This window comes from Microcoleus sp. Pol14D4 (assembly GCF_036701245.1).
Lineage (GTDB): Bacteria > Cyanobacteriota > Cyanobacteriia > Cyanobacteriales > Microcoleaceae > Microcoleus.
This window is the reverse complement of record NZ_JAUBQM010000042.1, coordinates 16757-43287: the sequence shown is the minus strand read 5'-3', so window position 1 is coordinate 43287 and position 26531 is coordinate 16757. Positions and strand designations below refer to the sequence as shown.

At 46.4% G+C, this 26531-nt stretch carries 20 protein-coding genes and 1 tRNA gene; 13 read left to right on the top strand and 8 right to left on the bottom strand.

Annotation, left to right across the window (positions count from 1 at the left end; all coding sequences use genetic code 11):
• Positions 1–144: 144 nt before the first annotated feature.
• Both QUA33_RS16305 and QUA33_RS16300 read right to left on the bottom strand, forming a co-directional pair.
• Positions 145–1773: a site-2 protease family protein gene (locus QUA33_RS16305; protein ID WP_333149516.1), complete on the bottom strand. Its 1629-nt coding sequence runs from the start codon at positions 1771–1773 to the stop codon at positions 145–147.
• Positions 1774–2118: 345 nt separating this feature from the next.
• Positions 2119–2192: transfer RNA gene (locus tag QUA33_RS16300), tRNA-Arg, on the bottom strand.
• Positions 2193–3126: 934 nt separating this feature from the next.
• Between QUA33_RS16300 and QUA33_RS16295 the strand changes: the two genes are divergently transcribed.
• The 3 genes from QUA33_RS16295 to QUA33_RS16285 all read left to right on the top strand — a co-directional run bounded on the left by QUA33_RS16295 (position 3127) and on the right by QUA33_RS16285 (position 6560).
• Entirely contained in the window at positions 3127–3801 is a 675-nt protein-coding gene (locus QUA33_RS16295) for an Npun_F0813 family protein (protein WP_333100125.1), read from the top strand.
• A gap of 559 nt (positions 3802–4360) precedes the next feature.
• On the top strand, positions 4361–5425 hold the full coding sequence (locus tag QUA33_RS16290; RefSeq protein WP_333066011.1) for a hypothetical protein: 1065 nt from the start codon (positions 4361–4363) through the stop codon (positions 5423–5425).
• Between the two features lie 154 nt (positions 5426–5579).
• A complete protein-coding gene (locus QUA33_RS16285; RefSeq protein WP_333149514.1) occupies positions 5580–6560 on the top strand; it encodes a hypothetical protein in 981 nt (326 codons plus the stop codon).
• Positions 6561–6574: 14 nt separating this feature from the next.
• Here the strand turns inward: QUA33_RS16285 and QUA33_RS16280 are convergent, their stop codons facing one another.
• Positions 6575–6850, bottom strand: a complete 276-nt coding sequence (locus tag QUA33_RS16280) for a LapA family protein (RefSeq protein ID WP_333149512.1) — start codon at positions 6848–6850, stop codon at positions 6575–6577.
• A gap of 368 nt (positions 6851–7218) precedes the next feature.
• On the bottom strand, positions 7219–8709 hold the full coding sequence (locus tag QUA33_RS16275) for a phosphoglucomutase/phosphomannomutase family protein (RefSeq protein ID WP_445243252.1): 1491 nt from the start codon (positions 8707–8709) through the stop codon (positions 7219–7221).
• 120 nt (positions 8710–8829) lie between these two features.
• Between QUA33_RS16275 and QUA33_RS16270 the strand changes: the two genes are divergently transcribed.
• A complete protein-coding gene (locus QUA33_RS16270) occupies positions 8830–8958 on the top strand; it encodes a hypothetical protein (protein ID WP_333149511.1) in 129 nt (42 codons plus the stop codon).
• 584 nt (positions 8959–9542) lie between these two features.
• A complete protein-coding gene (locus QUA33_RS16265; protein WP_333149509.1) occupies positions 9543–10637 on the top strand; it encodes a hypothetical protein in 1095 nt (364 codons plus the stop codon).
• 40 nt (positions 10638–10677) lie between these two features.
• Here the strand turns inward: QUA33_RS16265 and QUA33_RS16260 are convergent, their stop codons facing one another.
• The 3 genes from QUA33_RS16260 to nagA all read right to left on the bottom strand — a co-directional run bounded on the left by QUA33_RS16260 (position 10678) and on the right by nagA (position 13474).
• On the bottom strand, positions 10678–11070 hold the full coding sequence (locus tag QUA33_RS16260; RefSeq protein ID WP_333149507.1) for a DUF423 domain-containing protein: 393 nt from the start codon (positions 11068–11070) through the stop codon (positions 10678–10680).
• 279 nt (positions 11071–11349) lie between these two features.
• Positions 11350–12036 carry a magnesium protoporphyrin IX methyltransferase gene (gene bchM, locus QUA33_RS16255; protein ID WP_333100132.1) on the bottom strand — a complete coding sequence of 229 codons (687 nt, stop codon included), beginning with the start codon at positions 12034–12036 and terminating at the stop codon, positions 11350–11352.
• Between the two features lie 208 nt (positions 12037–12244).
• Positions 12245–13474 carry an N-acetylglucosamine-6-phosphate deacetylase gene (gene nagA / locus QUA33_RS16250; RefSeq protein ID WP_333149505.1) on the bottom strand — a complete coding sequence of 410 codons (1230 nt, stop codon included), beginning with the start codon at positions 13472–13474 and terminating at the stop codon, positions 12245–12247.
• Between the two features lie 234 nt (positions 13475–13708).
• Here nagA and purE point away from each other — a divergent pair, with 234 nt between their 5' ends.
• Positions 13709–14230 carry a 5-(carboxyamino)imidazole ribonucleotide mutase gene (gene purE / locus QUA33_RS16245; RefSeq protein ID WP_333149503.1) on the top strand — a complete coding sequence of 174 codons (522 nt, stop codon included), beginning with the start codon at positions 13709–13711 and terminating at the stop codon, positions 14228–14230.
• Positions 14231–14313: 83 nt separating this feature from the next.
• Entirely contained in the window at positions 14314–15915 is a 1602-nt protein-coding gene (locus tag QUA33_RS16240) for an ammonium transporter (RefSeq protein ID WP_445243253.1), read from the top strand.
• A 304-nt stretch (positions 15916–16219) separates the two neighbouring features.
• On the opposite strand, the gene QUA33_RS16235 is transcribed toward QUA33_RS16240, so the two are convergent.
• Positions 16220–16822: an IS607 family transposase gene (locus tag QUA33_RS16235; RefSeq protein WP_333149498.1), complete on the bottom strand. Its 603-nt coding sequence runs from the start codon at positions 16820–16822 to the stop codon at positions 16220–16222.
• Positions 16823–17158: 336 nt separating this feature from the next.
• Here QUA33_RS16235 and QUA33_RS16230 point away from each other — a divergent pair, with 336 nt between their 5' ends.
• The 6 genes from QUA33_RS16230 to QUA33_RS16205 all read left to right on the top strand — a co-directional run bounded on the left by QUA33_RS16230 (position 17159) and on the right by QUA33_RS16205 (position 26156).
• A complete protein-coding gene (locus tag QUA33_RS16230) occupies positions 17159–18016 on the top strand; it encodes an SGNH/GDSL hydrolase family protein (protein WP_445243254.1) in 858 nt (285 codons plus the stop codon).
• Positions 18017–18448: 432 nt separating this feature from the next.
• The gene (locus QUA33_RS16225) at positions 18449–19885 is read left to right on the top strand and encodes an ammonium transporter (protein ID WP_333066029.1); all 1437 of its coding nucleotides are present in this window, start codon (positions 18449–18451) and stop codon (positions 19883–19885) included.
• 270 nt (positions 19886–20155) lie between these two features.
• The gene (locus tag QUA33_RS16220; protein WP_333149496.1) at positions 20156–21361 is read left to right on the top strand and encodes a 4-hydroxy-3-methylbut-2-enyl diphosphate reductase; all 1206 of its coding nucleotides are present in this window, start codon (positions 20156–20158) and stop codon (positions 21359–21361) included.
• 700 nt (positions 21362–22061) lie between these two features.
• Positions 22062–24020 (top strand): CHASE3 domain-containing protein, encoded by a 1959-nt coding sequence (locus QUA33_RS16215; RefSeq protein ID WP_333149494.1) that lies wholly within the window; start codon positions 22062–22064, stop codon positions 24018–24020.
• Positions 23992–24429 (top strand): response regulator, encoded by a 438-nt coding sequence (locus QUA33_RS16210; protein ID WP_333149492.1) that lies wholly within the window; start codon positions 23992–23994, stop codon positions 24427–24429. Before QUA33_RS16215 ends, QUA33_RS16210 begins: the two co-directional genes overlap by 29 nt.
• Positions 24430–24680: 251 nt before the next feature.
• Complete coding sequence (locus QUA33_RS16205) at positions 24681–26156, top strand: ATP-binding protein (protein ID WP_333149490.1); 1476 nt, start codon at positions 24681–24683, stop codon at positions 26154–26156.
• Positions 26157–26531: the final 375 nt, after the last annotated feature.

Here is a 26531-nt window from a genome sequence, read left to right as displayed (position 1 = left end):
AATTGCCCTGGGCGGCGGTCTTAATTGGAAATTAGTAGTTAGGAACCCGATCGCCCTTCAGTTCCCCAGTTCGATCGGTCAATTCCTAGATTCCACTAATTTACCGCAACCCAAGAGCCTATTACCAAAGATGCCAGACTACTGTTAGTTCCCGATGCCCAGACGGCCCGCCAAAGCCGGAGTCAACGGCAACAGGGCAGCAATCATCAAGAACAAAGCTAGCAAACCCAAAGCCGCGCGAGCGTCGTCAGGCTCAGTCAGCTCGTTGAGGCTTGGCCGTTCCAGATTCCGCTGTAAAATCAGAATCACGATCGCCCAGTACAGGGCCAAAGGATTAACTAAAGAAGCTATCGCCAGGACCACAAATGTCGCCAAAGTAGCGCGGCTTGCTATTTTCCGACCGTAGATGGCTTGCACAATTCTACCCCCGTCCAACTGTCCCGCCGGCATTAAATTAATTGCCGTTATTACCAAGCCCAACCAACCGATAACTACCAGCGGGTGAACGTCAACTATCTGCTGCTGCAACCCCGAACCCAAAACCACTTTTGCCAAAGTTCCCACCAAAACCGATCCCTTAAAAAATTCTGCGGGAATTTGAAACAGACTGCCGGGGTGAGACAGCAGCAAACCCGTTACCAGCATTAGCAGAGAAACTATTCCCCCAGCCGCTGACCCGGCAAAAGCGATGTCAAACAAAACTTTACGGTTGGGCAGCAGCGACTCAAAACGGTCGATCGCTCCAAAACAACCTATCTGCAAAGTTGGTATAAAAAACGGCCAACTCAAGCGAACTTTGTACCGGTTAGCCAGCACTCGGCGAGCAATTTCGCCAGAGCCTAAAACCGCCCAAATTCCGGCTGCAATTGGCAGAACTTCTAGATATCTAGCCGGCGAGTTAAAGAAATCGAAACCTAGCAGTAAACCGCCTGTCTCTAAGCTAGTAGCAATTGTTGCCAGCAGCAGCACGACGGCTAGGATTTTTTGAGACACGGTTGTTGGCTGCGGGTCGTTGGTGCTGGGCAAGATAATAACTATCGGCTTATCGTCCTGATTTTCTACTAAAAATAGGCGGTAGCGATCGTTTAATCTTTCTTCCAAACTTGCCGTCAAACGTGAGTGTACTTGTTCTGGGTCTCCCCGGAGATTGCCTTTCAAGATTACCCCATCTTGATAGGGAATCGTTTCTGTGGCAAAGAAAGTATCAATTCCAAATATGCCTTTAATTGCCTTGAGGTCTTCCACTGGAACGGGAATTATTTCTGATTCATTATTCGCAGGCGAGGAAGTGACGATTTTAATGGTTTCTTGGCCTGGTGGTCGCTGCGACTCAGGAGCGGAGAAAGCATCGCTTTGGGACTTTACCTCAGCAGTATCCGGGCGCGGGAGAACTGTATCGGATGCAGCCTTACGCAATTGCCGGCCCAGATAAATGTACAATCCCGTGGAGACCACGAGCAGCAACAATACCGCAACTAGATTGAGGTAAATTCCGGCGGCGAACAAACCAAAGAACAGCAGCCAGGGACTCATCAGCGCAACAGACTGCAACCAAGCCAAAATTCCCAGTTTGCCAAAAGGTCTGGCGCGATAAAATCCCCAACCCAGAATTCCCAGAGCAACCAATACGAGCGCAATTGTTGCCGTATTTTCCGATGCAACTATAGGCATTCCGGTTGCTTGCGCCAATAAGGGCTTTAATCTGTCGATCGCGCTGCGGTCGAGTAATAGCATTAAATTTTGGGGAATATGAAAGAGAGTTGTTGGGAACATATCCAAACCTATCGGAAACTAGCCTGATTACTAAGGATAACCTCTGAGGGCTACTCGGCCCACAACCTGCTGCTGGTGCTGTTTGAACATCACAGGATATAGACTATTGACACAATAGACTTTTTATGATATCACATCGGCTGTGTCAAGAATGTACTCAGAAGGGTATCAGTGTCGATCGCCCTGAAGCAGGAAGATTCGCCCAGTTTGGCAGGCGGGGCTTGTGCTTCGGATTTGTTTCGGATTCAGGCATCGGAAACAAATCCGAAGCACATAAGATCTCAGCCGCTCTTTCCTTGGCGGTATAAAAGTGCTGAAACCCTTGAGATCATTAATTTTGTGTAACGGGTACGGCAGGACTTGAACCTGCGGCTCGCTGCTTAGAAGGCAGCTACTCTATCCAACTGAGTTACGCACCCAACTCAAAAATTCCTAACAACATTATTGTATAGGTGCAGTGTGCGATCGAGCAAGTAAATTATGTGATGACTTACGCAGAAACCGCTTTGATCTACAAAAATCTGGCGTGCAGCGGGATGGTTCGGGAAAAAAACCAAGGTTATGAGAGTTTCTGTGCCTCCAAGACTGTATCTGACAAAAATTGGAGGGACTCACCTGCAAACAGCACAATTGTAAATTTACAATCAAAACTAGGTAGGACGAGAACTCGGGTAAAGTATGTAGAGGTCGAGGTAAAACCCAAATATTTGGTCGATCGCATCTCTCCCCAAATTAAGACCCAGCTCAGACTGGACAAGAGTCACAGGTGCTTTTTTCCAGATTTCGGTTATGTTAACATCCCCTAGTGACAAAGCCTAAAACACTGACCGCCTTAGCGAAAAACCAGAGATCGTCCCCTAATCTTAGGTATGAGTTGAGACAGAATGACTAATTGGCTGATGTTTAGTTATGTTTGCTAACATTCTGCTCGACTTGATATTTAATAAAAATGTGGTAGAACTAGATTGAAAGACTCAGGTGAAAATCCCTGATGGTACGGAGCCTCTATATAAGCTTCCTCTACGGCATCAAAGCAAAACAGTCAATCGACCGCTCGGCACGAGCGCGAAAATCAAGCGTTGCCAGTACAGCAGTTGTAAATTGTGGGCGGGGGATTTTCCTTCGTGCATTGATTGATACGCAAGGTTGAGAGACAATCTCAGCTTAGATACTTGTTAGCATTGGTTAGCAAAAAAGTATCGGAACGCTTGAGGAGAGAACCATCTCTGGGTGATCGGGAGCAATCCTGCTAATTTAAGTGGACTCGCTGAATCAAGAATCCCCTCGCCTTTAGGCATGGGGAGTGTCAAAAGCACAGCACCTCGGCCATGACAGGAGTCAAATCGCAGTGTCATGTTTATTCTGAAACGGCAGGATGTTGAAATAACCAATTTTCAACACCCAAAACGGGATCAACAAATTCCCATTCTCAATTATCAGGGGCAGACTTTTCGCCTAATCAGCGCCTTCAACGGCAAGCAAGCAGAAGACGCCAGAGCCTTGTGGCGGGACTTAACCGACAACCGAGGCAAAGCCTGTGTTCTGCTAGAAGAGCCGGATCGATATAGCGTCTGGGGAAAAGTCCGTTTAGATCAGCTTGCCGGTGAAGAACCGGCAGGTAATGAAGCAGCCAAAGCACCGCTGTTCGCGCAGGGTTGTCTGCTGCTTCTCCAAGCTGTTTACTTCGATGTAGAAGACCTCTTAGGCGCAAGGCAAGCCACATCGTTTCAGAAAGATATCGCCAAGGTATTTCAGCAGGGAAACTTCCCCCAGGCAGACTCCCCTGATGCGATCAAAAATTGGCTAACCGTTAGTCCCTTGCAAAATCACAAGGTGCCTGCTTGGCAAGAGCAACATCTCAAAACTTTATTGCAAGAACTCCACCGTTTGGGGAAATCATATTTTGGCAATACGGACTTCGCTGAGGGAGTCAGCGATGTGCTGCAAGATATGCCAGCCCCGGATCGGACTCAGTTTCTAGATTGGCTGAAACAATCAGCCCTGAACAAATTGTGGATCGTAGGATAGAAAATCTTTGACAATTGCTCAGACAATTGGACTGAGATAATTTAGCTTAGATAATTGCACTGTAGGGGGTAGGGGATATACAGGTTGGGTTGCCAACTTGTATTGACCAACCAAATTGTTGATTCGGTTTGGATGCCACCTATGGTCTGGCAATTTAACTAAGTTTCGATCGCATTCCCCACCCCGAATTATTGATATGAGTGGGGGAGTGTGAAAGCCAAAAAACCGATACCTCAACCTTTGAGGTTAGAATTTCAGAGATAGATTGGGTACTGTAAAAACCTTAAGGGTGGAGACATATACCGTATTTCTATCATTATATTTCCGGGTACAAGATCGACTAACGACTAATTTATTGAATTAGTAAATAGATATTATTCTTGCTTAGTCTTTCTAGAGTGTACGAGGCTCCAAGTCCCGACTACACACTGAGGACGCCAGTTATTCCGGAAGCGTCAGAGCAAGGTTTTTTAAGGTTTTTTGGCGAAAGAATCCTCATCTACAATCAAAGATTGAGATGGGGTGCGTTCAACCGCTAGTTAGGTCTCGTGGAATCCCTATGAGTAGCACTTCAGAAAAGTCATCTACATCTTCATCTTTACTGTCAGCTCAGACCCTAGTGATTGCGGGCATTGTCTGGGCTGTAATGGCGCTGCTGTTCTTTTTGCTGTTCAGCGTCCCCCTCTCAGCAGAAGAGGGTTTACCTCTTTGGTACTCGATCGGCACTTATATTTTTGAATGCGGAGCATATTTCGGGGCGGCTTTAGTCTGTTTTAGAAACTGGCAAAGCCCCCACATGGTCAGTGGGCGCAACGTCTGGCTGGGCATAGGTCTGGGGATGCTGTTCTATTTCATAGCCGGCGTGCTGTTTGGGATTTGGGAACTCTATTTCGGGTTAGACCCGGACGTGTCTCCCGCAGATGCGTTTTATCTGGGCAGCTATGTAGTCCTGATCGGGGGCATGGTTGTAGCTGTGACTTCCAAGCGACTGAATCTAGAAATTTGGCAGTGGGGTTTGTTAGCGGGAATTGCAGCCTTTGGGATTGCGGTAGCTATCTGGGTTGCTGCACCTGACTCTTGGAGAGCCCAGCTAGGAATGGCTCCGGCAGCCACTCAAGAAGAAGTAGTGACATCTGCACCAGCAACCGCTGCCACAGAAAGAGCGCCCGGTTTGGAAAATTCGTCCAAGATACAGGCAAAAGGAGCAACAGCGACCGATCCTGCATCCGCACTCCAGGAAGAAGAAGCAGCAGCAGAAATCAAAGCTCCGGCATGGGTGATGGCACTTGACAAGCAACTGGCGCCTCACAAAAACGCAATAAATTTGTTTTACATCGTTGGGGACGTTTTTCTGCTAATTATTGCTACGGCACTGCTGCTGGCATTTTGGGGAGGACGTTTTTCCCAATCTTGGAGAATGATTGCGGCTGCAACTTTTTCGCTTTACATCGCAGATATGTACTTTAAATGGCGCGATACTCAGGCTGAGGGTAGTTATCAAAGCGGCAGTTTGCTGGAAGTCTTTTTTGTTTTCAGCGCCATCCTGTTCGGAATTGGAGCTATCTTGGAACATGACATCTCAACCCGTTCTCGCCAGAGCAGGCGCACTCGTCGCGCAGCGTAGGGATTGGAGATTGGGGTTGCTTTGGCAAGCGATGGGGATGCGAAAGCTTTTTTGCCCTTGTCGGCATCTCTGAGCTTGAAATCGAAAACGAAGAATCACAGTTCGCTGACCGCTAGCCTGCGTCTTTTCACGTCTTTTTGCTGGGAAACTTGGCATGACGCCTACAAAACTCTCCGATTCAGACAAACGCGAACTCATCAGGCTGTACCGACAGTCCAACGAGAATACTATCACTCTGGCAAAGCGCTACGGAGTGAGCAGTTCGACTGTGAGGCGCATCCTTCAGGGTGCTTTGTCGGAGCCGGAATACGAATTTCTAGTCCAGCAAAAACAAAAGCGTTTGTCCGATCGCAGCAGTGTTTCTGAACCCACAGAGGCGACTACTGAGTCGTCAGCAGATGCCGCAATCAATCCTGTAGCTGTTCCCCTGTCGGAGTCAGCCCCTGTCCTGCAGTCAGCCTCAAATTCGAGACCGACAATCCGAAAGCGTTCTGGATCAGTCCCTGAACCAGTTGCAGAACTCGAAATTCGAGGGAATAGAGAGTCGGATTTGGATGTTTCTGATTTGCCAGATGCCAAAGCAGCCAATATTGCAGATCGAAGCCACCGCGCTGTTGTGACTGGTGAACTAAAGGCAATGCTGCCAGCAGAAGGGCTGCTGGCAGGTGAAGACTTTAGGGATTTCGAGGACGACGAGGATGAGGATGATGAAGACGATTTAGATGACGACTTCGACGAAGATGTAGAGGATGAAGACTCTCTGTTTGAAGGCAGTCTCCTGGGTTCACTATCGTCGGGCGAGTTGATCGAGCTTCGGGGGACAGGACTAATTCAAGTTTTGCCTTTAAGTGAAGCATCTATGCCCAAAATTTGTTATTTGGTGGTCGATCGGGCAGCCGAGTTAATCACCAGACCTCTAAAAGCTTTTGGCGAACTGGGTCAAATTCCGGCGGCGGAAATTCGCGAGAAAACCCTGGCAGTTTTTGACAATCACCGAGTGGCGCGCCGATTTGCTACTCGCAATCAAAGGGTTTTCAAGATTCCTGACAGCAGTATGCTGCAAAAAGCAGCGCCTTATTTGCGAGCTAAGGGAATTACTCGGCTGCTGATTGACGGTCAGGTATATTCCCTCTAAGGGATCAAATCTATTTAATATTGTACGGTGTCCGATTCTTCTGGATTTGCCTGAAATTTAGGACGTGAGTTTTGGGAATCTGAAATGTTCCACAGCGGTTGCAGTAGCGCACCTCCGATCAGTCCTGCACTCAGGCTCATTGCTAATACTATTCCTACCGGCAGTTGTATCGATTGAAAAAAGATAAAGTTTAAGGATACTGGGGCGGCGTTCTGCACTGAGATAATGCCGATCGCGCTTACTAAAATTGCTACTAAAAAACTAATGGCGAGCAGAGGAATTGTTTTCATAAATCGGTTGACAGGCTAATAATTTAACTCGCATACTTTTTTTATAATTAAAATATGTAGAAAATTTTTATTCTTGCAAACACCCAATTATATAATAATGTACAATAAGATTAGGGGAAAAGTCAAGTAGAAACGGAAAAAATAGAGAACTTTTCTTAATTAATTAAAAATTAAACAAACATAAATAAATTTACAATTCCCAAACTCAAACAAATCCAAGTGTATTGCAAATATATAACTGGCCCAGCAGTATCGATGATTAATGTTCAGAGGCTTTGCCAGAGTTATAAAAAATACGTAAGGTGCGCTTGGCGCACCTCACAATCCCAAGTGCTAGGGGAAAAACCCCCGTTGGAATAGGTAGAAATTTAAACAGGTTCTAACTGGGAAATTACCTTTTCCATGTGTTGGGCAACTTGGCTTTCTTTTTCCACAGAATTGGTTTCCATGTAAACGCGCATCAAGGGTTCGGTTCCCGAAGGCCGCAGCAGTACCCAGCCACCGTCTTCAAGATAAAGTTTAATTCCGTCTTTGCGGCCGATTTCCTTAACGCCGATACCTGCTACTTCTGTGGGGGGATTCTTGGTAAAAGATTCCAAAACGGCTGCTTTGTGGGCTTCTTCTAGGTGCAAGTCCAAACGTTTGTTGTACAGTGGGCCGTCGGCTTCTTTAATGGCTTCTTCGACTAGCTGAGAAAGCGGTTTGCCTTCATAGGCGATCGCCTCAGCAACTAGCATATCAGCCAAAATCCCGTCTTTTTCGGGAATGTGACCCAAAACGCTCAAACCGCCAGATTCTTCGCCACCGATGAGCACCGCAGTTTCCCGCATTTTTTCGCCGATGTATTTAAAACCGACTGCGGTTTCGTAGATTGTTAAACCGTACTTGGCGGCCAAATTGTCCAGCAAGTGGGTAGTTGCGACTGTACGGACGATCGCCCCAGTCAATCCTTTATTCTTAACCAAGTGACGCGCCAGCAGCAACAGTACAGTATTTGGAGTCAAGACATTTCCCAACTCGTCAACAATACCAAAGCGATCGCTGTCGCCATCGGTAGCTAAACCCAAATCCGCCGAATCCTTCTTAACAGCTTCCACCAACTCGACTAACTGTTCGCCCTTGGGTTCCGGCATTCCGCCCCCAAACAGCACGTCGCGGTAGGTATGAAAACTTTCGACATCGCAGCCGCAGTGTTCCAAAACGCCGTCGAGATAGCCGCGAGAAGTCGAGTAGAGAGCGTCGTACTTCACCTTCAACTTAGCAGAGCGAATCCGCTCCACATCGATCAAAGTATAAAGAAACTTCAGATATTCAGGTTTCGGGTCAAAACTGGAGATTTTATCGTTGTGGCTGCCTTTGGCTGGGGCATCAGAAGCACCAGCAATATTTGCCACAATTGTATCAGTAATTTCCGGGGTTGCCGGGCCCGCGTAGTCGGGGATGTATTTGATGCCGCAGTAAGGTGCGGGATTGTGCGAAGCAGTGAACATCAGGGCTCCTGCAGAGTTGAGATGCTTGGCGCTGTAGGCGATGACTGGTGTGGGGCAATCTCGATCGACCACTTTCACAGTCCATCCCAAATCTGCCAATACTTCGGCCGAAGTGCGGGCGAATTCGTCTGCCAGAAAGCGGGTATCGTAGGAGACTAGAACTGGGCGGTCTTTGGTGTAAGCGGTTTCTAGGTAACTGGCGATCGCCCGAGTGACTTTTCGCACGTTGGCAAAAGTAAAGTCATGGGCAATCAGTCCCCGCCACCCATCGGTTCCGAACTTAATTTCTGTTGAATTGCTGCTAGCGCTCATTTTATCCACTTCCTCTCGTCCTACTAATCCTACCCGAACGCATAGCCTTAAAGACATACTGGTCGTGCTGTTTGTGAGGATCGATCGCCCGTGGGGCCCGCATCAACCTCATCCTATCGTTGTAGGGGCAGGCTTGGGCCTCCGACCTCCGGGATCGAACCAGTCAGAGTGGGCAAAATGTGGGAGAGATCGGGCGAGTCACTCGCTAATTCCGGTTTTGAAGGGTTGTTTGCCGATAGAATGGACGACGGACGATCGGTTGTGCGCGATTCCCTACGGGATAGCTTCGCTTCACGGGGAAACTAAAAAACCGATCGCAAAAAACGGCCCTGGCAATGGCCTTAACGAAATCCACATAAATCTCATCCTCATCTCAAATTTAATTTTTTATTTAGAAAAGCCCATCGTTAAATTTGTTAGGATTTCCTAACAATCGCCAGACTCAAAATACATTTTTAATTCAGCTATACAAATAAATTAACTAAAGTCACCCCTAGATCGTGCTGTAGCCTAGCTTCTTGAAGAAACGAAGGCGCTCAACCAAAGCGATCCAAAATAAAGATCAGGTATTTCAAGCAGCAGTTTTTTTTAAGCAGACTTAACTTTAATTTTCAGCTTTTAAGACAAATTAAATTTATTTCCAGCCTTCTTTGATACGTCAAAAAAATACATTAGGGTCGCGATCACAGGGTAATAGTGATCGATCGCACAATAAATAATGTTATTAACGTGCAGCTTATAAAAGATGCAGGCAGTCGAGCCAAATGGCTTATAGCTTTAAGCGTAATGGCTGATGACTGTCAGCCTACAAATGCAGAAAATTGTAGTTAACAACATTAAAATTTAGGGGAATCCATCGGGTGCGACTTAATAAAAAAACGAGGTTTATCATGACGGGTATTTCACAAATATCTTCAAAATCTTTACCAGCAGCCGACCAACTTCAACAGGGCGCAACTCAGGCGTCTCAAGGTATTACCGGATCGGACACTGACAAACTCCCAAAAGCTAAAGGTGTCAGCGTTTCTTCCTTCGCAGTTAGCTGGGCAAAAAAATATTATAGTACAGTTGCGACACGAGAGAACCAAGCGTCACGCCAAATTCTCCCAAGCCTCGATTTAACTAATTTTGAGGGAAATAGAGCCCAAATAGTTGACAAATTGACAGGTACCCTGAAACTAGCCAGCGAGATAGCTTGGAGTAGAGTAGAAGCTCTTTTAGAGAAACAAATAGAGCGACACGCTATCGATCCAAGTTTAATTAATTCTTTAGAAATTGCCGCCGATTCTCGCACCTTATATAAGAAAGCAATAGACGCTTATGCGGATAGAGAACCTGTTTTCCGGTTGTCAGTGCTGGTGGGAAAGGATATTATTAAAGTGAGGCGAAAACACTCAAAGACAGATCCGTTAGTGCTGGGATTTGTGACAATGGAGTTTCAATACACTAGCAAAATCTTGTTAGGATGTCTTTCAGAGTCAGAGCGAACGGAATTTGCGCCCTACTTAAAAGTTGTAGACGACTACCTGCACATTCCCTACGGAGAGATTAACGAGGCTGCGGCGAATCACTCCCCGAATTCAAGAGCTCTATTAGCCGTTCAGCATTTATTGCAACAAACGACTCAGATTGCTAGTGCAGTGTACGATCGAGCTAGTTCCCAGCATCAAGGATACCGCAGTAGCAGCGGGTATTTGAGCGATCGCGAGGTAAAAATTTCTGGTATCCGGGATGTCGAGATTTTTCAAAGCTATTTGTGCTGGTGCGTTTTGGAAGGTAACATTCACCCGGTACAGCAAGAATTGTTTCCAATTTGCGTGATGTTGTACCCCAAACTTCATGTAAGTTGGGAGTTAGTGCAGGATATGCTGCTGATTTTATTTTGGGAAATATGCGAGCGGCTTCCTGCTGAAGATTTAACGGTATTTGTACCTTACTTGCGTACTCTGACTGAGATGTTTTCCAGCGATGTTTTTGAAAATTAGATAATTGGGAATTGGCAATTACCTCAAATTTACCAATTGCCTATTTAAAACTAAAAGCTGCAACTGCCAAACATCCCCAACCGGCAATAAAAGCAACTCCCCCCAGTGGCGTAATTGCACCCAGCCATTTGATATCGCTCAAACTCAGGGCGTACAAACTGCCTGAAAAGATGATTGTACCCGCAATAAAAGCCCATCCAGCGACTGCAAAAAATGTTTGAGACTCTTGGGCGCGGCTCAGGAGTAAAGCGACGAGTAATAAAGCCAGGGCATGGTACATTTGATATCGGGCGCCGGTCTCAAAAATGGTTAAAGCTCGATCGCTCAATTGATTTTTCAAAGCGTGAGAGGCGAAAGCACCGCCTGCAACGGATAAACCTCCGAATACTGCTGCCGTTGCTATAAAAATGCGAATTAAAATTAGCGTTGACATAATATTTATTGAATTGGGAAGAAGGAAGTTCGGCAACGAGCACTGTACAAGATGCAACGGATGTCAGGAAGAATGAACAAGAAAGAAGAAAAAAGCAGGAGGGAAAAACATTTAATTGTTGATATCGAATGTGCGCGGTGCGTGCCTTACTTGTAATTGCGAGCCTCCGCGAAGCAATCGCATAGTAGAGATGTTCACTGGCCTAACTCTGGGAAGGGAAGGTGCGCGGGGCGCACCCTAGGCTGATGATAAATTAACTTTTTTGCAGATATTTTTAACCTATTTTCGCACAGCTTCCAGCAAGCGAGAATAGTAAAAGCTAGTGCTAGTCATTGCTGTTCTGTTAATAACAAAACCATTGCTTTCTAGGATTTTGATAATATCAGCTTCGCGGTGCTGGTAAGCGCGGGTAGTTTTGCTGGGGCCTGGGAAAAGTTCACCAATTTTTTTGAGGGCGGTGAGTGCTAAAGTTTTCGGTGCAAAACTAAGAATTAGTCGCGATTCGGCGATCGAACTTAGGTGAGCGATCATTTCTGCAGCCTTATTTTGAGGATAGTGGATTAGGACATCCAAACAAATCACTGTGTGGAATTTGCCGGTTAAAGCTTCCAAATCTTGGGCGGCGAAGGAGATGTTGTAGAGCTTGCCGGGAACTGCTGTCGATCGATCGTAAGCTTCTGCTACCATCTTTTCCGAGATATCGCTAGCGCAAACAATTGCCCCAGCGTCAGCCAGAGGAATGCTCAGAGATCCAACACCGCAGCCAGCATCGCAGACACAAAGCCCGGACAAATTGCCGTCAGCTTGCAGCCATTCGATGACTGTATCCACCGTTTTCTGGTGCCCGGTGCGGATATCTAGCTGAACTTTATTGACTTGGCCCTCGCCGTAAATTCGCTGCCAGCGATCGAAGCCCGTCGAGTTAAAATACTGTCTAACTATAGTCTTGTCGTCTACCAAATTCATCGATCTGCCTGCTGCTGAGTTATTGCCAACGGTTAGATATTATATAGCAATCCGGTTCCGAAAATGTGCAACTTGCAACTACAGATTTTAGATTGGCGATTTTAGATTTTCCATGAAAACGGCACATCTAAAATCTGAAATCTATCAAGTAATACCAGTTCGCGGATTCCTTCTTTTTCAATTCTTTAATTTAGAATGGTATAACAGGCTAAAAAAGTCGATGCCAAGTCAATTCCTTTGTCGTCGCATTTAAATTCCAGCGCAACAATTGAGTTGCCGATTTGCCCATAATTCCCGAAATTCCGATCGCCCTTCTCGGAGATTCAGTTGCCAGGGCGATCGCACTTTCGGCATCGCAAATCCCCCATTCCACCAAATTCTGCACTCCCGCCAACAGTGGCAGAGTTGTACCCGCCAAAGTAGCAGATTCCAGAGGCGAGTGGTAATCTAATCTTACCCAAGCTGTACCTTTTCTGACTTCAATTTGTCTGGAATCCCAAGGATAAACACCGTCAGGCAAACCCAAAGGAGCCAAAGCATCGCTCACTAAAAAAACGCCTTTTTCATACCTACCAGCGCGCAGAAAAAAATCAATCATTGTCGGAGAAACGTGCTTCCCGTCAGCAATTAAACCGCATTTTACGCCCGGATGAACAATCGCCGCTCCCAACAAACCCGGTTCTCGGTGGTGCAAACTCGGCATCGCATTAAAAGCGTGAGTTACCATTGAAGCTCCCCGCTCAAATGCTTGTTGGGCTTGCTCTGCCGTCGCTTGAGAGTGTCCGAGACTCACGGAAATTCCCAAACTTTGCAAATAGGAAATTACTTCGCCAGTGCTGTCTAACTCCGGCGCTAAAGTAATTATTTTGACAATATCGGCACAATCTCCTAAAACTTGCTTGACATTTTCTATAGTGAGCGGTAACAAAAACTCAACTGGGTGAGCTCCTCGCTTCTGGGGGTTTAGAAAAGGGCCTTCGAGGTGAACACCGAGAATTTCCGCTGTTTTGGGCTTAATTGTTGCCGGAGCAGCGGTTTGTACGGTGCGGATATAATCAGCTATAGTCGAGAGCGATCGCCTAAACTTATCCAGCGAAGTTGTCACCAAAGTCGGCAAAAAAGCATCGACTCCCTGATTCCACAAAAATTGACAAATTTTCGGCAACATTTCAATATGCTTGCTTTCTAAATCGGGAAAAGCAAAACCTAGGGCGCCGTTAATCTGCAAGTCAACACCGCCGAGAGAAAGCCAATCGCCTGCTACATCAAGCACTTGCAAATCGGGAGGACAAATCCGTTTAAATACGGCGTCCATAGGCCAAACTTCTTGAATGATGCCCATTTCGTCAACAGCAAGCATCTGCAAATCCTTGCAACCGGGGAGGCGAACATTGAGAATATCTGTGCGGGCGGCAGGTAGGGTTTTGGCTTCAGTCATCCGATTTTAGATTTTAGATTTTAGATTTTAGATTTAATATTCGCTACGGATAAATCCGGTGGGTGGCGATGAGGAGGGGGAGCTTTTTGCTTTTTGCTGGCTCCAGGGTGGCTCAGACAGCGACTTGTGGCCAAATTGCTTTTAAGGGTCAGTTTTGGTACAAAATATCTAAATTGGAGTTAACGCAATCATTTAAAATTAGCATTTATCTGAAATCTCAAATCTGAAAATTTTATGAATCAAGCGACAGTTGGAATTATCATGGGTAGCGATTCGGATTTGCCAACCATGAAAGATGCGATCGCAGTTTGCGAAGAATTCAGTGTTGCTTGCTCCGTGGCGATAGTCTCGGCGCACCGCACCCCCGATCGCATGGTGGAATACGCCCAAACCGCGCACCAACGAGGCTTGAAAGTCATTATTGCAGGAGCCGGGGGAGCAGCGCATCTCCCGGGTATGGTAGCATCTTTAACGCCCTTGCCAGTAATTGGCGTGCCTGTACCGAGCCGCCACCTGCAAGGCCTAGATTCGCTGTACTCGATCGTGCAAATGCCAGCGGGGATACCCGTAGCAACAGTGGGGATCGGCAACGCTAAGAATGCTGGCTTGTTGGCAGTTCAGATACTGGCAGCTCATCAGCCGGAATTGCTAGAGCGAGTCTTGCATTACCGCAAAAATTTGTCCGAATCTGTACTGAAAAAACAAAATCAATTAGAAGAGCTAGGCTATCATAACTATCTCAATCTCAACAAATAATCCATAAACTTTTGTAGTAAGATTGGAAAGTTTTCCGAATATTGCTGAGCTTACTAGCCGTAAAGAGGGTAAAAGTGATTAAAATTACTGTCGGAAAGAAAAAGTCGAAACAAGTCAGGCGGGAGACTTTAAATTTGCCAGCAGCTAAATTTTTTACGAAAGTCAACAGGTTGAAGAAGTTAGCACGGGCGATCGCCCGGCTCACTCCCAGTTGGCAAGCCTGCATACCTTTAGCTGCAATCATCGTCTTGGTGTGGGGATATGCGGCGGTAGCCCAAACAGCTCCCGCGCCAACCACCGAGGAACAATTAGCCAGCCTTAAAGTGGGCATGGATACCATGTGGGTCATGGTGGCGGGGATGCTCGTGTTCTTTATGAACGCCGGTTTCGGTATGTTGGAAACAGGTTTTTGCAGGCAAAAAAATGCAGTCAACGTGCTGTCCAAAAACTTGATTGTTTTTGCGCTTTCTACGATCGCCTTTTGGGCGATCGGCTTTGCCTTAATGTTCAGCGACGGCAACGGTTTTATCGGCAGCAGCGGCGGATTTTTCCTGTGGAACGTAGCTGACAACAGCCCCGCCACAGGAGACGCTTATCAAGGCATTTTCAGCGCATTAAACTGGACGGGAGTCCCCCTCAACGCTAAATTCTTTTTCCAATTAGTTTTTGCGGGAACTGCTGCCACGATCGTTTCAGGAGCCGTTGCAGAGCGAATTAAATTCCTTGAATTCTTAATTTTCAGCTTGCTGCTAGTAGGCATTGCTTACCCGATTACCGGACACTGGATTTGGGGCGGCGGCTGGCTGGCAAAAGCCGGCTTCTGGGATTTTGCAGGTTCGACAGTGGTTCACTCGGTAGGCGGTTGGGCTGCTTTGATGGGAGCGGCATTTTTGGGGCCGCGGATCGGCAAGTACCGCGACGGCGATACTGTGGCGATGCCGGGACACAATATGAGCATTGCCACCCTGGGCTGTTTGATTCTGTGGTTGGGTTGGTTCGGGTTTAATCCCGGTTCGACAATGGCAGTCGATCCAAATGCGATCGCCCACATTGCGATCACCACCAACACCGGCGGCGCCTTCGGGGGAGTTGCTGCAACGATTACAGCTTGGCTGTACCTGGGCAAACCCGACCTTTCCATGATTATCAACGGCATCCTTGCCGGCTTAGTCGGCGTAACAGCTAGCTGCGCTTGGATCAACGTGCCCAACTCTGCCATAATCGGCACGATCGCCGGTATCCTGGTAGTTTTCGCAGTAACTTTCTTCGACAACTTGAAAATTGATGACCCTGTAGGAGCAACTTCAGTTCACTTAGTCTGCGGCATCTGGGGAACTCTGGCAGTTGGGCTGTTTGCTGACGGGCCTACAACTGGACTTTATACCGCAGGCCCGGCAGCCGGATTGCTTGTGGGCGGAGGTTTCGGTCAACTCTGGGCGCAGTTGGTCGGCATTATCTCTGTAGGCGGGATGACCGTGCTGCTGAGTACGATTTTTTGGATGGCACTCAAAGCTTTGCTGGGTATCCGCGTTTCTGCTTTAGAGGAGGCTGAAGGTTTGGATATCGGCGAACACGGGATGGAAGCTTACACCGGGTTTGTGAAGGAAACGAGCTTGGACAACAGAAGTGAGAGCAGCTACGGCGGTTATGCTGGGGGTTCTGGAGGCAAGACTACCAAACTGTAGAGCGTGCGAAGAGATCGCTCAATTCAGCTTTCGTTTCTTAAATTAGCTATTTATCAGCTAATTGACCCCTTTATTCAGAAAAACCCAATCTGAAATAGCCGCCAACTTATGGCTGTCTATCGTTGTGCTCGCGTTTCAATCTTCAATGCGAACGCGGGCATATTTTTATTGTTAGTTTACTTTTAATGGCGTACATATAGCAGTTTTTGATTTCATGAGAGCTGCGTCGATAATTGTTAATTGGTAATGGGGAAATAGGAATTGAGAAGCTCTAACAGACGAGCTTTGTAAACTGGTGTATTGATTAGAGTTTATCGCCAATTGCTTTAAGTTCTTCAACGATGCGCTTGTTTTTGGGATTCCTGCTGCCATCAAGGCGGGCGGAGACAACAGTGATTATTTCTAGTATATCTTTAGCTAAATCCTCGTCACAGCTAGCATTTTCGGTTTGATTGATAATCACTACCTCTGTCCCAAAGTGTTCGCACAAATTAAAAATTAGTTCCGAACCAAATCTCAGCAGTCTGTCTTTGTGAGTTAACACCAACCTTTCTACTTGATTGTCTGCGATCGCCCGAATGAGATTTTGTAAACCCCGCTTACTGTAATTAACCCCAGAACCCACATCATCAATGATTTGGAATTGCCAGCCGTGAGATGCACAAAACAATTCCAAAACTTGTTTTTGTCTGTCTAAATCATCTTTTTGGTCGTTACTGCTAACCCGAGCGTAAGCTATGGTTAAAGCGCCGTTGGGTTTTAAGCCGAGAAGATGAGCTAGGTCATACCGTCTGTGACCGTTAGCCGTGCGTTCTGGTATTAGTTTGCCTTCGGCTTCCCACCTGCGTAAGGTAGAAGCGCTTACACCTTTAATTTTGGCTGCTTCAGTTATAGTTAATTTTTTCATTTTTGGATTTTAGCATCCGAACTGAGTAAGTTCGATCACTTTTAGATATATTTTTGTGCATTGCAGCAGCTTTGACAAATCCGATTGCGGTGCAATAAAGTTTGGTAGGCAGATTTTTTATGGTAAAGTAGTGCCAAAAAGCAAAGTTCTGCATCGCCACCCTTGCCCAACACAGCACAGTGCTTGATTCTTACAAGAATTGAGGCTTGAATTGAGCGGTAAAATTTGATGCAGCAATCAGTGCACATTATTCGGTGTGAGGCCTGCAAATAGCTTGAGTTTATGGAGAAGTTTGGAGGAGGTAGCAGAAGTAGAACTCATAAATCCCTCTTAGGAATGGAAGTTAGCCGATCGAAAACTATTCCGGTTTGGGCTTTGCTATCTTTGGTGACGAACGGGGTACTGATGTTCACAGTCGCTCAACTACTGCTGCGGGGACACAACTTGACAGAAAGTTTCCAGGCGAATGATGCGGTGACGGCAGAAGTGGCTGAGGAACAAAATGACAAACCGATCACCTCTGCAAACGCATTGCTAGACGTGCCCGTTCCAGGACCGCGACATAAATGGACTTACCAGCAGTGGGTGACGCAGTTGGGTCGCGAAGCTGAGGCGGCGGCTGCGAATCGACCATCAAGACTGAGTGTTTTGGCTGGGGATTCTCTAAGTATGTGGTTCCCAACCAAGCTGTTACCAGTCGATCGGTTTTGGCTGAATCAAGGGATTTCGGGGGAGACTTCCGTGGGTTTGCTCAAGCGGTTGCAGTTGTTCGATAGAACCGCGCCGGATACGGTATTTGTGATGATTGGGATTAACGATTTGTTGCGGGGAACCAGCGACGAAGGGATTTTGGACAACCAGCGGCAGATTATTCGCGATTTGCGGTGGGCTCACCCCAAAGCACAAGTGGTTGTGCAGTCGATTTTGCCCCACAGCGGGGAACAAGCTACTTGGGAAAATCGCGATCGGCTGTTGGCGATTCCTAATAGTCGGATTAGGGCAATAAATCGGCGCCTGAAAGAAATTGCTAGTTCTGAGAATGTTTTGTATCTGGATTTGTACCCGCTGTTTGCGGATGCTGACGGCAATTTGCCAACCGAACTCAGCACAGATGGCTTGCACCTTAACGATCAAGGTTATCTGGTTTGGCGATCGGCCCTGCAACTGTTCGATCAGATGCAGTTGAAAAATTAATCCTTAGTCCTTAGTTAGAAAGATAAAGGATGAAGTCATATTCTCCCCAACTCTCCCCCTTTCCTTCTCCCACTCTCCCCAACTCAATAGTCTCCCCCTCTCCGATTATTTTGCGATCGCGGGCTATTTCAAGTAGCCACGGATAGATTAAGAAATATGATAGTTAGCTATTTAGTATAGGGTGATACAGAATAACTGTGGGTACAAATGGTGCAATCCAAAAGGCATAGACCATTGGATGGATAATTGACGAATTTAGATGAGTCCGGCTATACGAAGTCGGGGGGTTGAGGATTGGGGAATTATCTATTGAAGATTTGTTCCGCTAAAACAGGGACTTAAAACCAAATAACTATTGCATCTAAAATCCTCCCATCTAACATCGGCTCGGTCTTCCCTGAAAATTGCTGAGTATGAGAAGGTACAACTAACGTGATCAAAAAAAGTTTAACGATCGGCATCATGGCACTGTGGCTGTTAAGCGTACCGCTGACGGACAATGCCTTAGCTCAAGATGCTGCTGGTGCTGCTGCGGTGGCGCCGAATCCGATCGACAGCGGCGATACGGCCTGGATGTTGGTCTCCTCAGCACTGGTATTACTGATGACACCGGGGCTGGCGTTTTTCTACGGGGGACTGGTGCGATCGCGCAACGTCCTCAACACCATGATGATGAGCTTAGTCATGATGGGACTGATCGGCGTCACCTGGACCCTGTGGGGCTATAGTTTGGCTTTTGATGTCACCCCCAGCAACCTCAATGATAAAGGGTTTGCTCAAGGGATAGAAACCTTCATCGGTGGCTTCGACTGGATGTTCTTGAACAATGTCACGGCGGACAAACCAGATCCGATCGGCTACGCGCCAACAATACCCCACCAAGTCTTCATGGTGTACCAGATGATGTTCGCCATCATCACTCCAGCCTTGATTTCAGGGGCTATCGTCGAACGGGTAACATTTAAAACCTATTTCTGGTTCGTGCTGCTGTGGTCTACCTTCATCTACTCTCCTCTAGCCCACTGGGTTTGGGGTAAAGGCTGGCTGGGGGCCATGGGAGCTCTCGACTTTGCCGGTGGCACCGTCGTACATATCAGTTCCGGCGTATCAGCCGTAGTCGCAGCTTGGATGATCGGGCCCCGCAAAGATCACTTGAACAAGCCCCACACCCCCCACAACGTACCCTACGTCTTGCTTGGAATTGGGATACTGTGGTTCGGCTGGTTTGGCTTCAACGGCGGTAGCGCTTTGGGATCTGGTTCTTTAGCAACAGTGGCTTTTGTCACCACCATGATTTCAACAGCAGCCGGCGGTTTAACTTGGACAATTGTGGAATGGGTTCTCAGAGGCAAACCGACAGCAGTCGGAATTGCCAGCGGTTTCCTAGCCGGATTGGTGGGCATCACACCTGCGGCTGGATTCGTACTTCCAGTGGGGGCCCTTTTGATCGGATCGATCACTTCCGTTTGTTGCTTCTTTGGCGTGAGCTTGCGAGCTAAGCTGGGATTTGACGACTCTTTGGATACCTTCCCAGTTCACGGTCTCGGCGGGACTGTAGGGGCGCTGCTGACTGGGGTATTTGCAACTAAAGCTGTGAACGCGGCCGGAAATGACGGGCTGTTTGCCGGGAATCCGGGGCTAATCGTCACCCAGTTTGTAGGCATTCTAGCTACTTACGTGTTTGCGGCTGTCGGCACTTTTGTGATTTTGAAAATTCTGGCGCAGTTTATGGAACTGCGAGTGCCGTCCTCTGCTGAAGACCAAGGTTTGGATATCGGTCTGCACGGGGAAGAAGCTTACGGTGAGGATTTTGCCGGCGGTTTCAGTTCGTTTGAATCGGGTTCTCCTTTTGCGCCGAAAAAGGTTTGAAACTATCATAAGACTGACGCACTCCAGCCTGTGAAACCCGGTTTCTCGGTAGAATTATCGGCTCCCAAGCAGATTTTTCTAAGAAACCGGGTTTATTTGCCGAATTTTGCGCCGAAGAAGGTTTTAATCTGTGATTGGCCGTTAGAGTCAATAATATTTGGGTTGCCCCGTTTTGCAATTGTTGCAGGCGGGGTTTTCAAATTTGAGATAGGAATTCTCCAATGGTTCTAAAATCAAAGGTAATTAACCTAGATTTCAACTCGATACCGCATGGATACTAAAGCTTTTAAACGATCGCTCCAACAGTCTGAAAACTACCACCGCAAGGGTTTCGGACACGAAGCTGAGGTAGCTGGCGTGATGCAGACAGCTTATCAAAGCAGTCTGATCCAGCAAATTCGGGACAATAATTACAGGCTAGAACGCGGCGCAGTCACGATCCGGCTGGCTGAGGCTTTTGGATTTTGCTGGGGGGTGGAACGCGCTGTAGCTATTGCTTACGAGACTCGCCAGCATTTCCCAACCGAACGGATTTGGATTACTAATGAGATTATTCACAATCCGTCTGTAAATCAGCATTTGCGGGATATGGAAGTTGGTTTTATTGCTGTTGAGAAGGGACAGAAAGATTTTTCGGTTGTCGGTAGTGGCGATGTGGTAATTTTACCTGCTTTTGGGGCGAGCGTCCAAGAAATGCAGTTGCTTAATGATAAGGGCTGCAAGATTGTTGATACTACTTGTCCTTGGGTTTCTAAGGTTTGGAATACTGTTGAAAAGCACAAAAAGAGGAATTATACTTCGATTATTCACGGTCAATACAAGCACGAGGAAACTGTTGCTACGAGTTCTTTTGCTGACAAGTATTTGATTGTATTGAATTTGCAGGAAGCTGAATATGTCAGCAATTATATCTTGCATGGGGGCGACCGCGATGAGTTTCTTGCTAAATTTAGCAAGGCTTATTCTGCTGGTTTTGACCCAGATGTGGATTTGGAAAGCGTGGGTATTGCCAACCAAACTACTATGCTCAAAACTGAGACAGAGAACATTGGTAAGTTGTTTGAAAAAACGATGATGCGGAAGTTTGGTCCTGAAAATTTGAACGAGCATTTTCAGAGTTTTAATACTATCTGCGATGCGACTCAGGAACGGCAAGATGCTATGTTGAGTTTGGTTGAAGAAAAGTTAGATTTGATGCTGGTGATTGGGGGTTTTAATTCTTCTAATACTACGCATTTGCAGGAAATTGCGATCGACAAAAATATTCCTTCTTATCACATTGATTGTGCAGAGCGCATTTTACCGGGAAATCGCATCGAACACAAGCCTTTGGGGGCAGATTTGGTCGTAGCTGAAGGTTGGCTACCCGACGGTAAAATTGTAGTCGGCGTGACTTCGGGTGCTTCTACGCCTGATAAGGTTGTTGAAGATGCGATCGATCGCATTTTGAGCATGAAACCCGCTGCAGTTGCCTAATTATATCGTTTTCGCTGCCATCGGAATCATCCTTTTGCGAGTGCTGTGCGATCCTCTCGCAAACAGAGTATAATTCCGATGTTACGGGATTTGATATTAAATTAATTTCAATCGATGAATCCTCCGCAATTACCCGATAGCTCGCATTTTTGATACTATCGATCGGTATCATCGCTCCTGTGAATTTATCCCCTGCTTCCCTAGGTTATTTTTAAATAAAATATTAAAAACTCGCTTTTTTTTGGGGTAAAAAGCTTGACTTGGCTAGCTTGACAATGTATACATTAAATAATCGGAATAGTGACCAAAATGTAATTTATGTCACCACTCCCATTATTTAATATATACTCCAAAAATAAACTGAAATAAATAGGTAAAAACTCCTTTTTTTGAACCGCAATTTGAAACTGCCAAAGGAAAACGAACGATACAAAAATCGATGTAAAAAAGGTGAATTAAGCTTTGCAGGCTATCCTAGATTGTCTGGTGTCTGCCTGAATCACAAGAGGCAAAAAAGCGATTTCTATAATCTCAGACTTAAGGCCGATGCAAGGAGTAACCCGACTAAAATAAAAAAATCCCTCGCACACTTGAGCCTTAAATTTATAGGCTTTAGTCGCCGTTTCTGAGCGTGCCAAAAGTTTGGGTATTCTTAATCCAGCTACAATTAAAAAAGCAGGACTTGCACGCCGAGTATTTCATGAAACAATCGCTGACTCCCCAAATCACCGCAGGTATCGGAATGGTCGTGGCGCTGCTAATTTTCAATGCGGCAACTTCCTACCGCAACACTCTCAAGTTGGTCGAAAACGAACGCTGGGTAAGCCACACTCACCAAGTTTTAACCGAACTCGAAGCTACGCTTTCCACGTTAAAAGATGCTGAAACCGGACAGCGCGGTTATTTGCTGACGGGAGAAGAACGGTATTTAGAACCGTATTACAGCGCGATCGCCCGCATCAACCAGCAAGTAGCCGGATTGCAGCAGCTAACGGCTGACAATAACCGGCAGCAACAGCGCCTTCGCGATTTGAAAATTGCGATCGGTTCTAAATTAGCCGACCTTGAAAGAACCCTCAATCTGCGACGCAAACAAAACTTAGCAGCAGCCGTGCGAGAAATAAAAACTGGTAGGGGAAAGCAAATCATGGGGGACATTCGGCAGCAGATAGCCGCCATGACAGCCGAAGAAACTCAGCTATTGCAGCAGCGCGCCCGAGAATCTAAAAAAAGCGCTAATTTGACCATCCTGAATTTTACCGTTGCGAGTTTAGTAAATTTCCTGTTGATGGTGTTGGTTTACTATTTGGTGAAGCGCGATCGAACTTTGCGCGACAAGGCCGAAATTAAGCAAAATCAACTTTTAGAACAGCTAGAGCACGATCGCCACTCCCTGCAATTAAGCGAAGAACGTTTCCGCAGCGCCATTCTCAACGCACCGCTGCCAATTATGCTGCACGCTGAAAACGGAGAAGTTTTGCAAATTAACTGCGCTTGGACAGAACTCTCAGGCTATGAATACTCAGAAATTCCCACAATTGAAGATTGGACAGAAAAAGCTTACCACAGGCGCAAATCCCTAGTGCAAGCAGATATCGATCGGCTGCACCGCTTAAACGCCCGCATTTCTGAAGGCGAATATATGATTGCCACAGCCAGCGGCGAAACTCGAATTTGGGAGTTTTATTCCGCACCTTTAGGCCAGCTTTGCGACGGCAGAAGTTTAGTAATTAGTACCGCCATTGACGTAACTGCGCGCAAACAAGCAGAAGCGGAAATTCGGATGCTCAACGCTACCTTAGAACGGCGAGTAGAACTCCGCACCAATCAACTTCAAGCAGCTAACGAAGAATTAGAAGCTTTCGCCTATACCGTAGCCCACGATTTGCGTGCCCCCCTGCGGGGAATGCAAGGATTGGCTGAAGCTTTATTAGAAGATTACCGTGACCTCCTCGACGAACTAGGTCAAGAATACGCCCAGCAAATTGTTAATTCTGGGCAACAACTAGAAGAATTGATCCAAGATTTGCTAGCTTACAGCCGCCTGAGCAGCAAAGATTTATCTATGCAAGTTTTAGACTTAGAATCTACTGTTGCCGAGGCAATTGCTATGGTACAGGCTGACGCTAAATCCAGGCACGCTCAAATCAGTGTTCGATCGCCCTTGCCTGCGGTAATTGCCCACCGCGTTACTTTAGTTCAAGTAATCGCCAATCTGCTCACCAATGCTATAAAATTTGTGGAAGGCGCACCACCCCAAGTACAGATCTGGGCTGAGGAAATTGAGCAGCCTCAAGAGGGAGAGACACAGAGCAATACAGTGGGAGAATTGGCAAGGGCGACAGTGGGACAGTGGGAGCATTCCCAGTTACTGATGGTCAGTAGCCTATTGCCAGTCTTCATCATCCGTCTGTGGGTAGAAGACAACGGCATCGGTATTGCTCCTGAACATCAAAAACGCATTTTTCGCGTTTTTGAACGGCTGCACGGTATCGAATCTTACCCCGGAACTGGTATAGGATTAGCTATTGTAAAAAAAGGAGTCGATCGCATGGGCGGTCAAGTAGGAGTGGAATCTCAAGTAGGACAAGGCAGTCGATTTTGGATACAATTGAGGAAGCATGAGGCAAATGCAGACGATTTTGCTGGTGGAAGATAACCCCGTTGATATTCTATTAATGCAGCGGGCTTTTCGCAATGAGGCTTTGGCTAATACTTCGCTGCAAATTGTTCGAGATGGAGATGCAGCGGTTTTTTATTTAAATGGTGACGGAGAGTACAGCGATCGCGATCGCTATCCTTTACCTAGGATAATTTTACTAGATTTGAAGTTGCCCAGGCGCTCCGGTCACGAAGTTCTGGTTTGGCTGAAGCAGCAGCCGGAACTAAAACGCTTGCCGGTGGTTATGCTTACTTCTTCTAGCCAAACACTTGATGTCAAGCGAGCTTACGATTTAGGGGTAAATTCTTATTTGGTTAAACCGATCGGGTTTGCTTCTTTAGTGGAAATGATGCAGAGTTTTAGCCAGTATTGGCTCAATTATACCGAACTGCCGGAACCTCTATAATTTGCGCGTTTGTAGTGGCGATTTATCGATTTTTATTGCTTGTTTGCTCGTTACCAAGCTTTTTGTGGTAGTGGCGGTTTCTCTATTTTTATTACTTGTTTCCTCGTTACCAGGGTATTTTTGATAACGAGCAAATTAAGTTTCGAGTGAGTAATCGCGTCCTCTATCATTTTAAAGAGTTTACCTCCAACATTTTTATTGGGCATGATTGCTCGGCACCCTAACGAACAGCCAAATTATAATTTTTTAAAGTGGTACACATTCTAGTAATTGACGACAACCCCACGGATCGGCTGCTCGTCAAACGCGAATTAGAGCGGCAATTTTCGCCATTGGAAATAACGGAAGTTTCCGACAATAGATTGTTCGTGGAAGCAGTGAATCGAGGTCGATTCAATCTGGTGATTACCGATTACCAACTGCGCTGGACGAACGGTTTAGATGTGCTGAAAACTATCAAAGCACGTTATCCACAATGCCCGATTATAATGTTTACAAATACTGGCAATGAAGAAATTGCTGTAGAGGCGATGAAATCCGGATTGGACGATTACATTATCAAGTCGCCTAAGCACTACGTCCGCCTTTGCGTTGCTGTTCGCACAGTGCTCGATCGAGTTGCCGCCTGGGAACGAGTCGCCAGACTAGAAAATCAACTTAATTCTCTGTTAGAACGCTTAAATGTCGGAGTTTTTCGAGCGAGTTCTCAGGGGCAGCTTTTGGAAAGCAATCAAGCTTTTTTGCGCTTGTTTGATGCCAGCAATTTAGCAGATGTCCAAGGGATTTATCAGCAGCAATTATTTTTGCAACCGGTAGATTCAGGGGAGTCTCGGTGCCAAAATCTAGAAATTACATTTCCTTTGGCAGACGGTCGAGTAAAATGGATTCGGTTTACTCAATATGTTTACAGCACAGAAGGTGAAAGTACGATCGACGGATTGGTGGAAGATATTACCGAACTCAAGCAAGCTGAACTTGCTTTGCGCGAATTTAATGAAACTTTGGAAGAGCGGGTGAGAGAGCGTACTGCTGAGTTAGAAGAAGTTAATGCACAGCTAGAATCGTTTACCTATTCAGTTTCTCACGACTTGCGCGCTCCTTTGCGGGGAATTTTGTTTTTTGCTGAAATATTGCTCAACGATCGAGTTAGCAACTTGGATGCTACCTCACAAGATTACTTGTACCGGATTGCGGATGCTGCAAGTATGATGAATACTTTAATCGAAAATTTACTAGAGTACAGCCGCCTCAGCAAAGCTAACTTGCCACTAAAAGCAGTCTCTCTTAATTTAATTGTGGCTCGATCGCTCGCGCAACTAGAGACCGAAATTGCCCAAAAACAAGCTCGCATAACGGTTGTCGAACCGCTACCTGCGGTATTGGCACATCCTCCTACGCTGCTGCAAGTTTTGGCTAACTTGCTCTCCAATGCTATTAAGTTCGTGCAGCCTGGGATAGCTCCCCAGGTGCGAGTTTATGCAGAAGCTGAGGATGAATATATCTATCTTTGGGTAGAAGACAACGGCATTGGTATTGACGAAAAATTTCATGGTAGGATTTTTGGATTGTTCGATCGCCTGCACGGTCAAGAAGTGTATCCAGGGACGGGAATTGGGTTGGCGATAGCGAACAAAGGAGTCGATCGGATGGGTGGTGCGATCGGGCTGAAATCGACTTTGGGCATGGGTACCCGCTTCTGGGTAAAATTACGCAAGTACGAGAGTTGAGGAAGCAGTGCACGGGATTTAAAAGATGAGGTTCTAGACAAGAGGGTTTTAACAGCAATATTCTGCTGTAGCTCAAAGAATCAATCAACCCGCTTGTTCACACCCGAAGACAGAATAAACAATTAGTATAATGATAGTTAAGTAATCTCTTGCACCTTTCCTGCCTGAGCTGGCTTTCTGATGTGTTTTACAACAACTTAGTTAATTAATTTGCTTGTGGGCACGCCCCTAAAAAGCTGGTTGAGGATATTACAAGCTGTAAAATAAATAAAATACAAGCAAATACAATAAAATTATTTGCAAGTCTAATTAACCCACCAAGTACATATTCAAATTGTCTAGATTGCTTAAGAACATATTATTAGATTTAAGAAT

Coding starts and splice junctions, on each gene's coding strand:
- QUA33_RS16305 (WP_333149516.1), bottom strand. CDS start 1,773: ATGTTCCCAACAACTCTCTTTCATATTCCCCAAAATTTAATGCTATTA.
- QUA33_RS16295 (WP_333100125.1), top strand. CDS start 3,127: ATGTTTATTCTGAAACGGCAGGATGTTGAAATAACCAATTTTCAACAC.
- QUA33_RS16290 (WP_333066011.1), top strand. CDS start 4,361: ATGAGTAGCACTTCAGAAAAGTCATCTACATCTTCATCTTTACTGTCA.
- QUA33_RS16285 (WP_333149514.1), top strand. CDS start 5,580: ATGACGCCTACAAAACTCTCCGATTCAGACAAACGCGAACTCATCAGG.
- QUA33_RS16280 (WP_333149512.1), bottom strand. CDS start 6,850: ATGAAAACAATTCCTCTGCTCGCCATTAGTTTTTTAGTAGCAATTTTA.
- QUA33_RS16275 (WP_445243252.1), bottom strand. CDS start 8,709: ATGTCTTTAAGGCTATGCGTTCGGGTAGGATTAGTAGGACGAGAGGAA.
- QUA33_RS16270 (WP_333149511.1), top strand. CDS start 8,830: ATGTGGGAGAGATCGGGCGAGTCACTCGCTAATTCCGGTTTTGAAGGG.
- QUA33_RS16265 (WP_333149509.1), top strand. CDS start 9,543: ATGACGGGTATTTCACAAATATCTTCAAAATCTTTACCAGCAGCCGAC.
- QUA33_RS16260 (WP_333149507.1), bottom strand. CDS start 11,070: ATGTCAACGCTAATTTTAATTCGCATTTTTATAGCAACGGCAGCAGTA.
- bchM (WP_333100132.1), bottom strand. CDS start 12,036: ATGAATTTGGTAGACGACAAGACTATAGTTAGACAGTATTTTAACTCG.
- nagA (WP_333149505.1), bottom strand. CDS start 13,474: ATGACTGAAGCCAAAACCCTACCTGCCGCCCGCACAGATATTCTCAAT.
- purE (WP_333149503.1), top strand. CDS start 13,709: ATGAATCAAGCGACAGTTGGAATTATCATGGGTAGCGATTCGGATTTG.
- QUA33_RS16235 (WP_333149498.1), bottom strand. CDS start 16,822: ATGAAAAAATTAACTATAACTGAAGCAGCCAAAATTAAAGGTGTAAGC.
- QUA33_RS16230 (WP_445243254.1), top strand. CDS start 17,159: ATGGAAGTTAGCCGATCGAAAACTATTCCGGTTTGGGCTTTGCTATCT.
- QUA33_RS16220 (WP_333149496.1), top strand. CDS start 20,156: ATGGATACTAAAGCTTTTAAACGATCGCTCCAACAGTCTGAAAACTAC.
- QUA33_RS16215 (WP_333149494.1), top strand. CDS start 22,062: ATGAAACAATCGCTGACTCCCCAAATCACCGCAGGTATCGGAATGGTC.
- QUA33_RS16210 (WP_333149492.1), top strand. CDS start 23,992: ATGCAGACGATTTTGCTGGTGGAAGATAACCCCGTTGATATTCTATTA.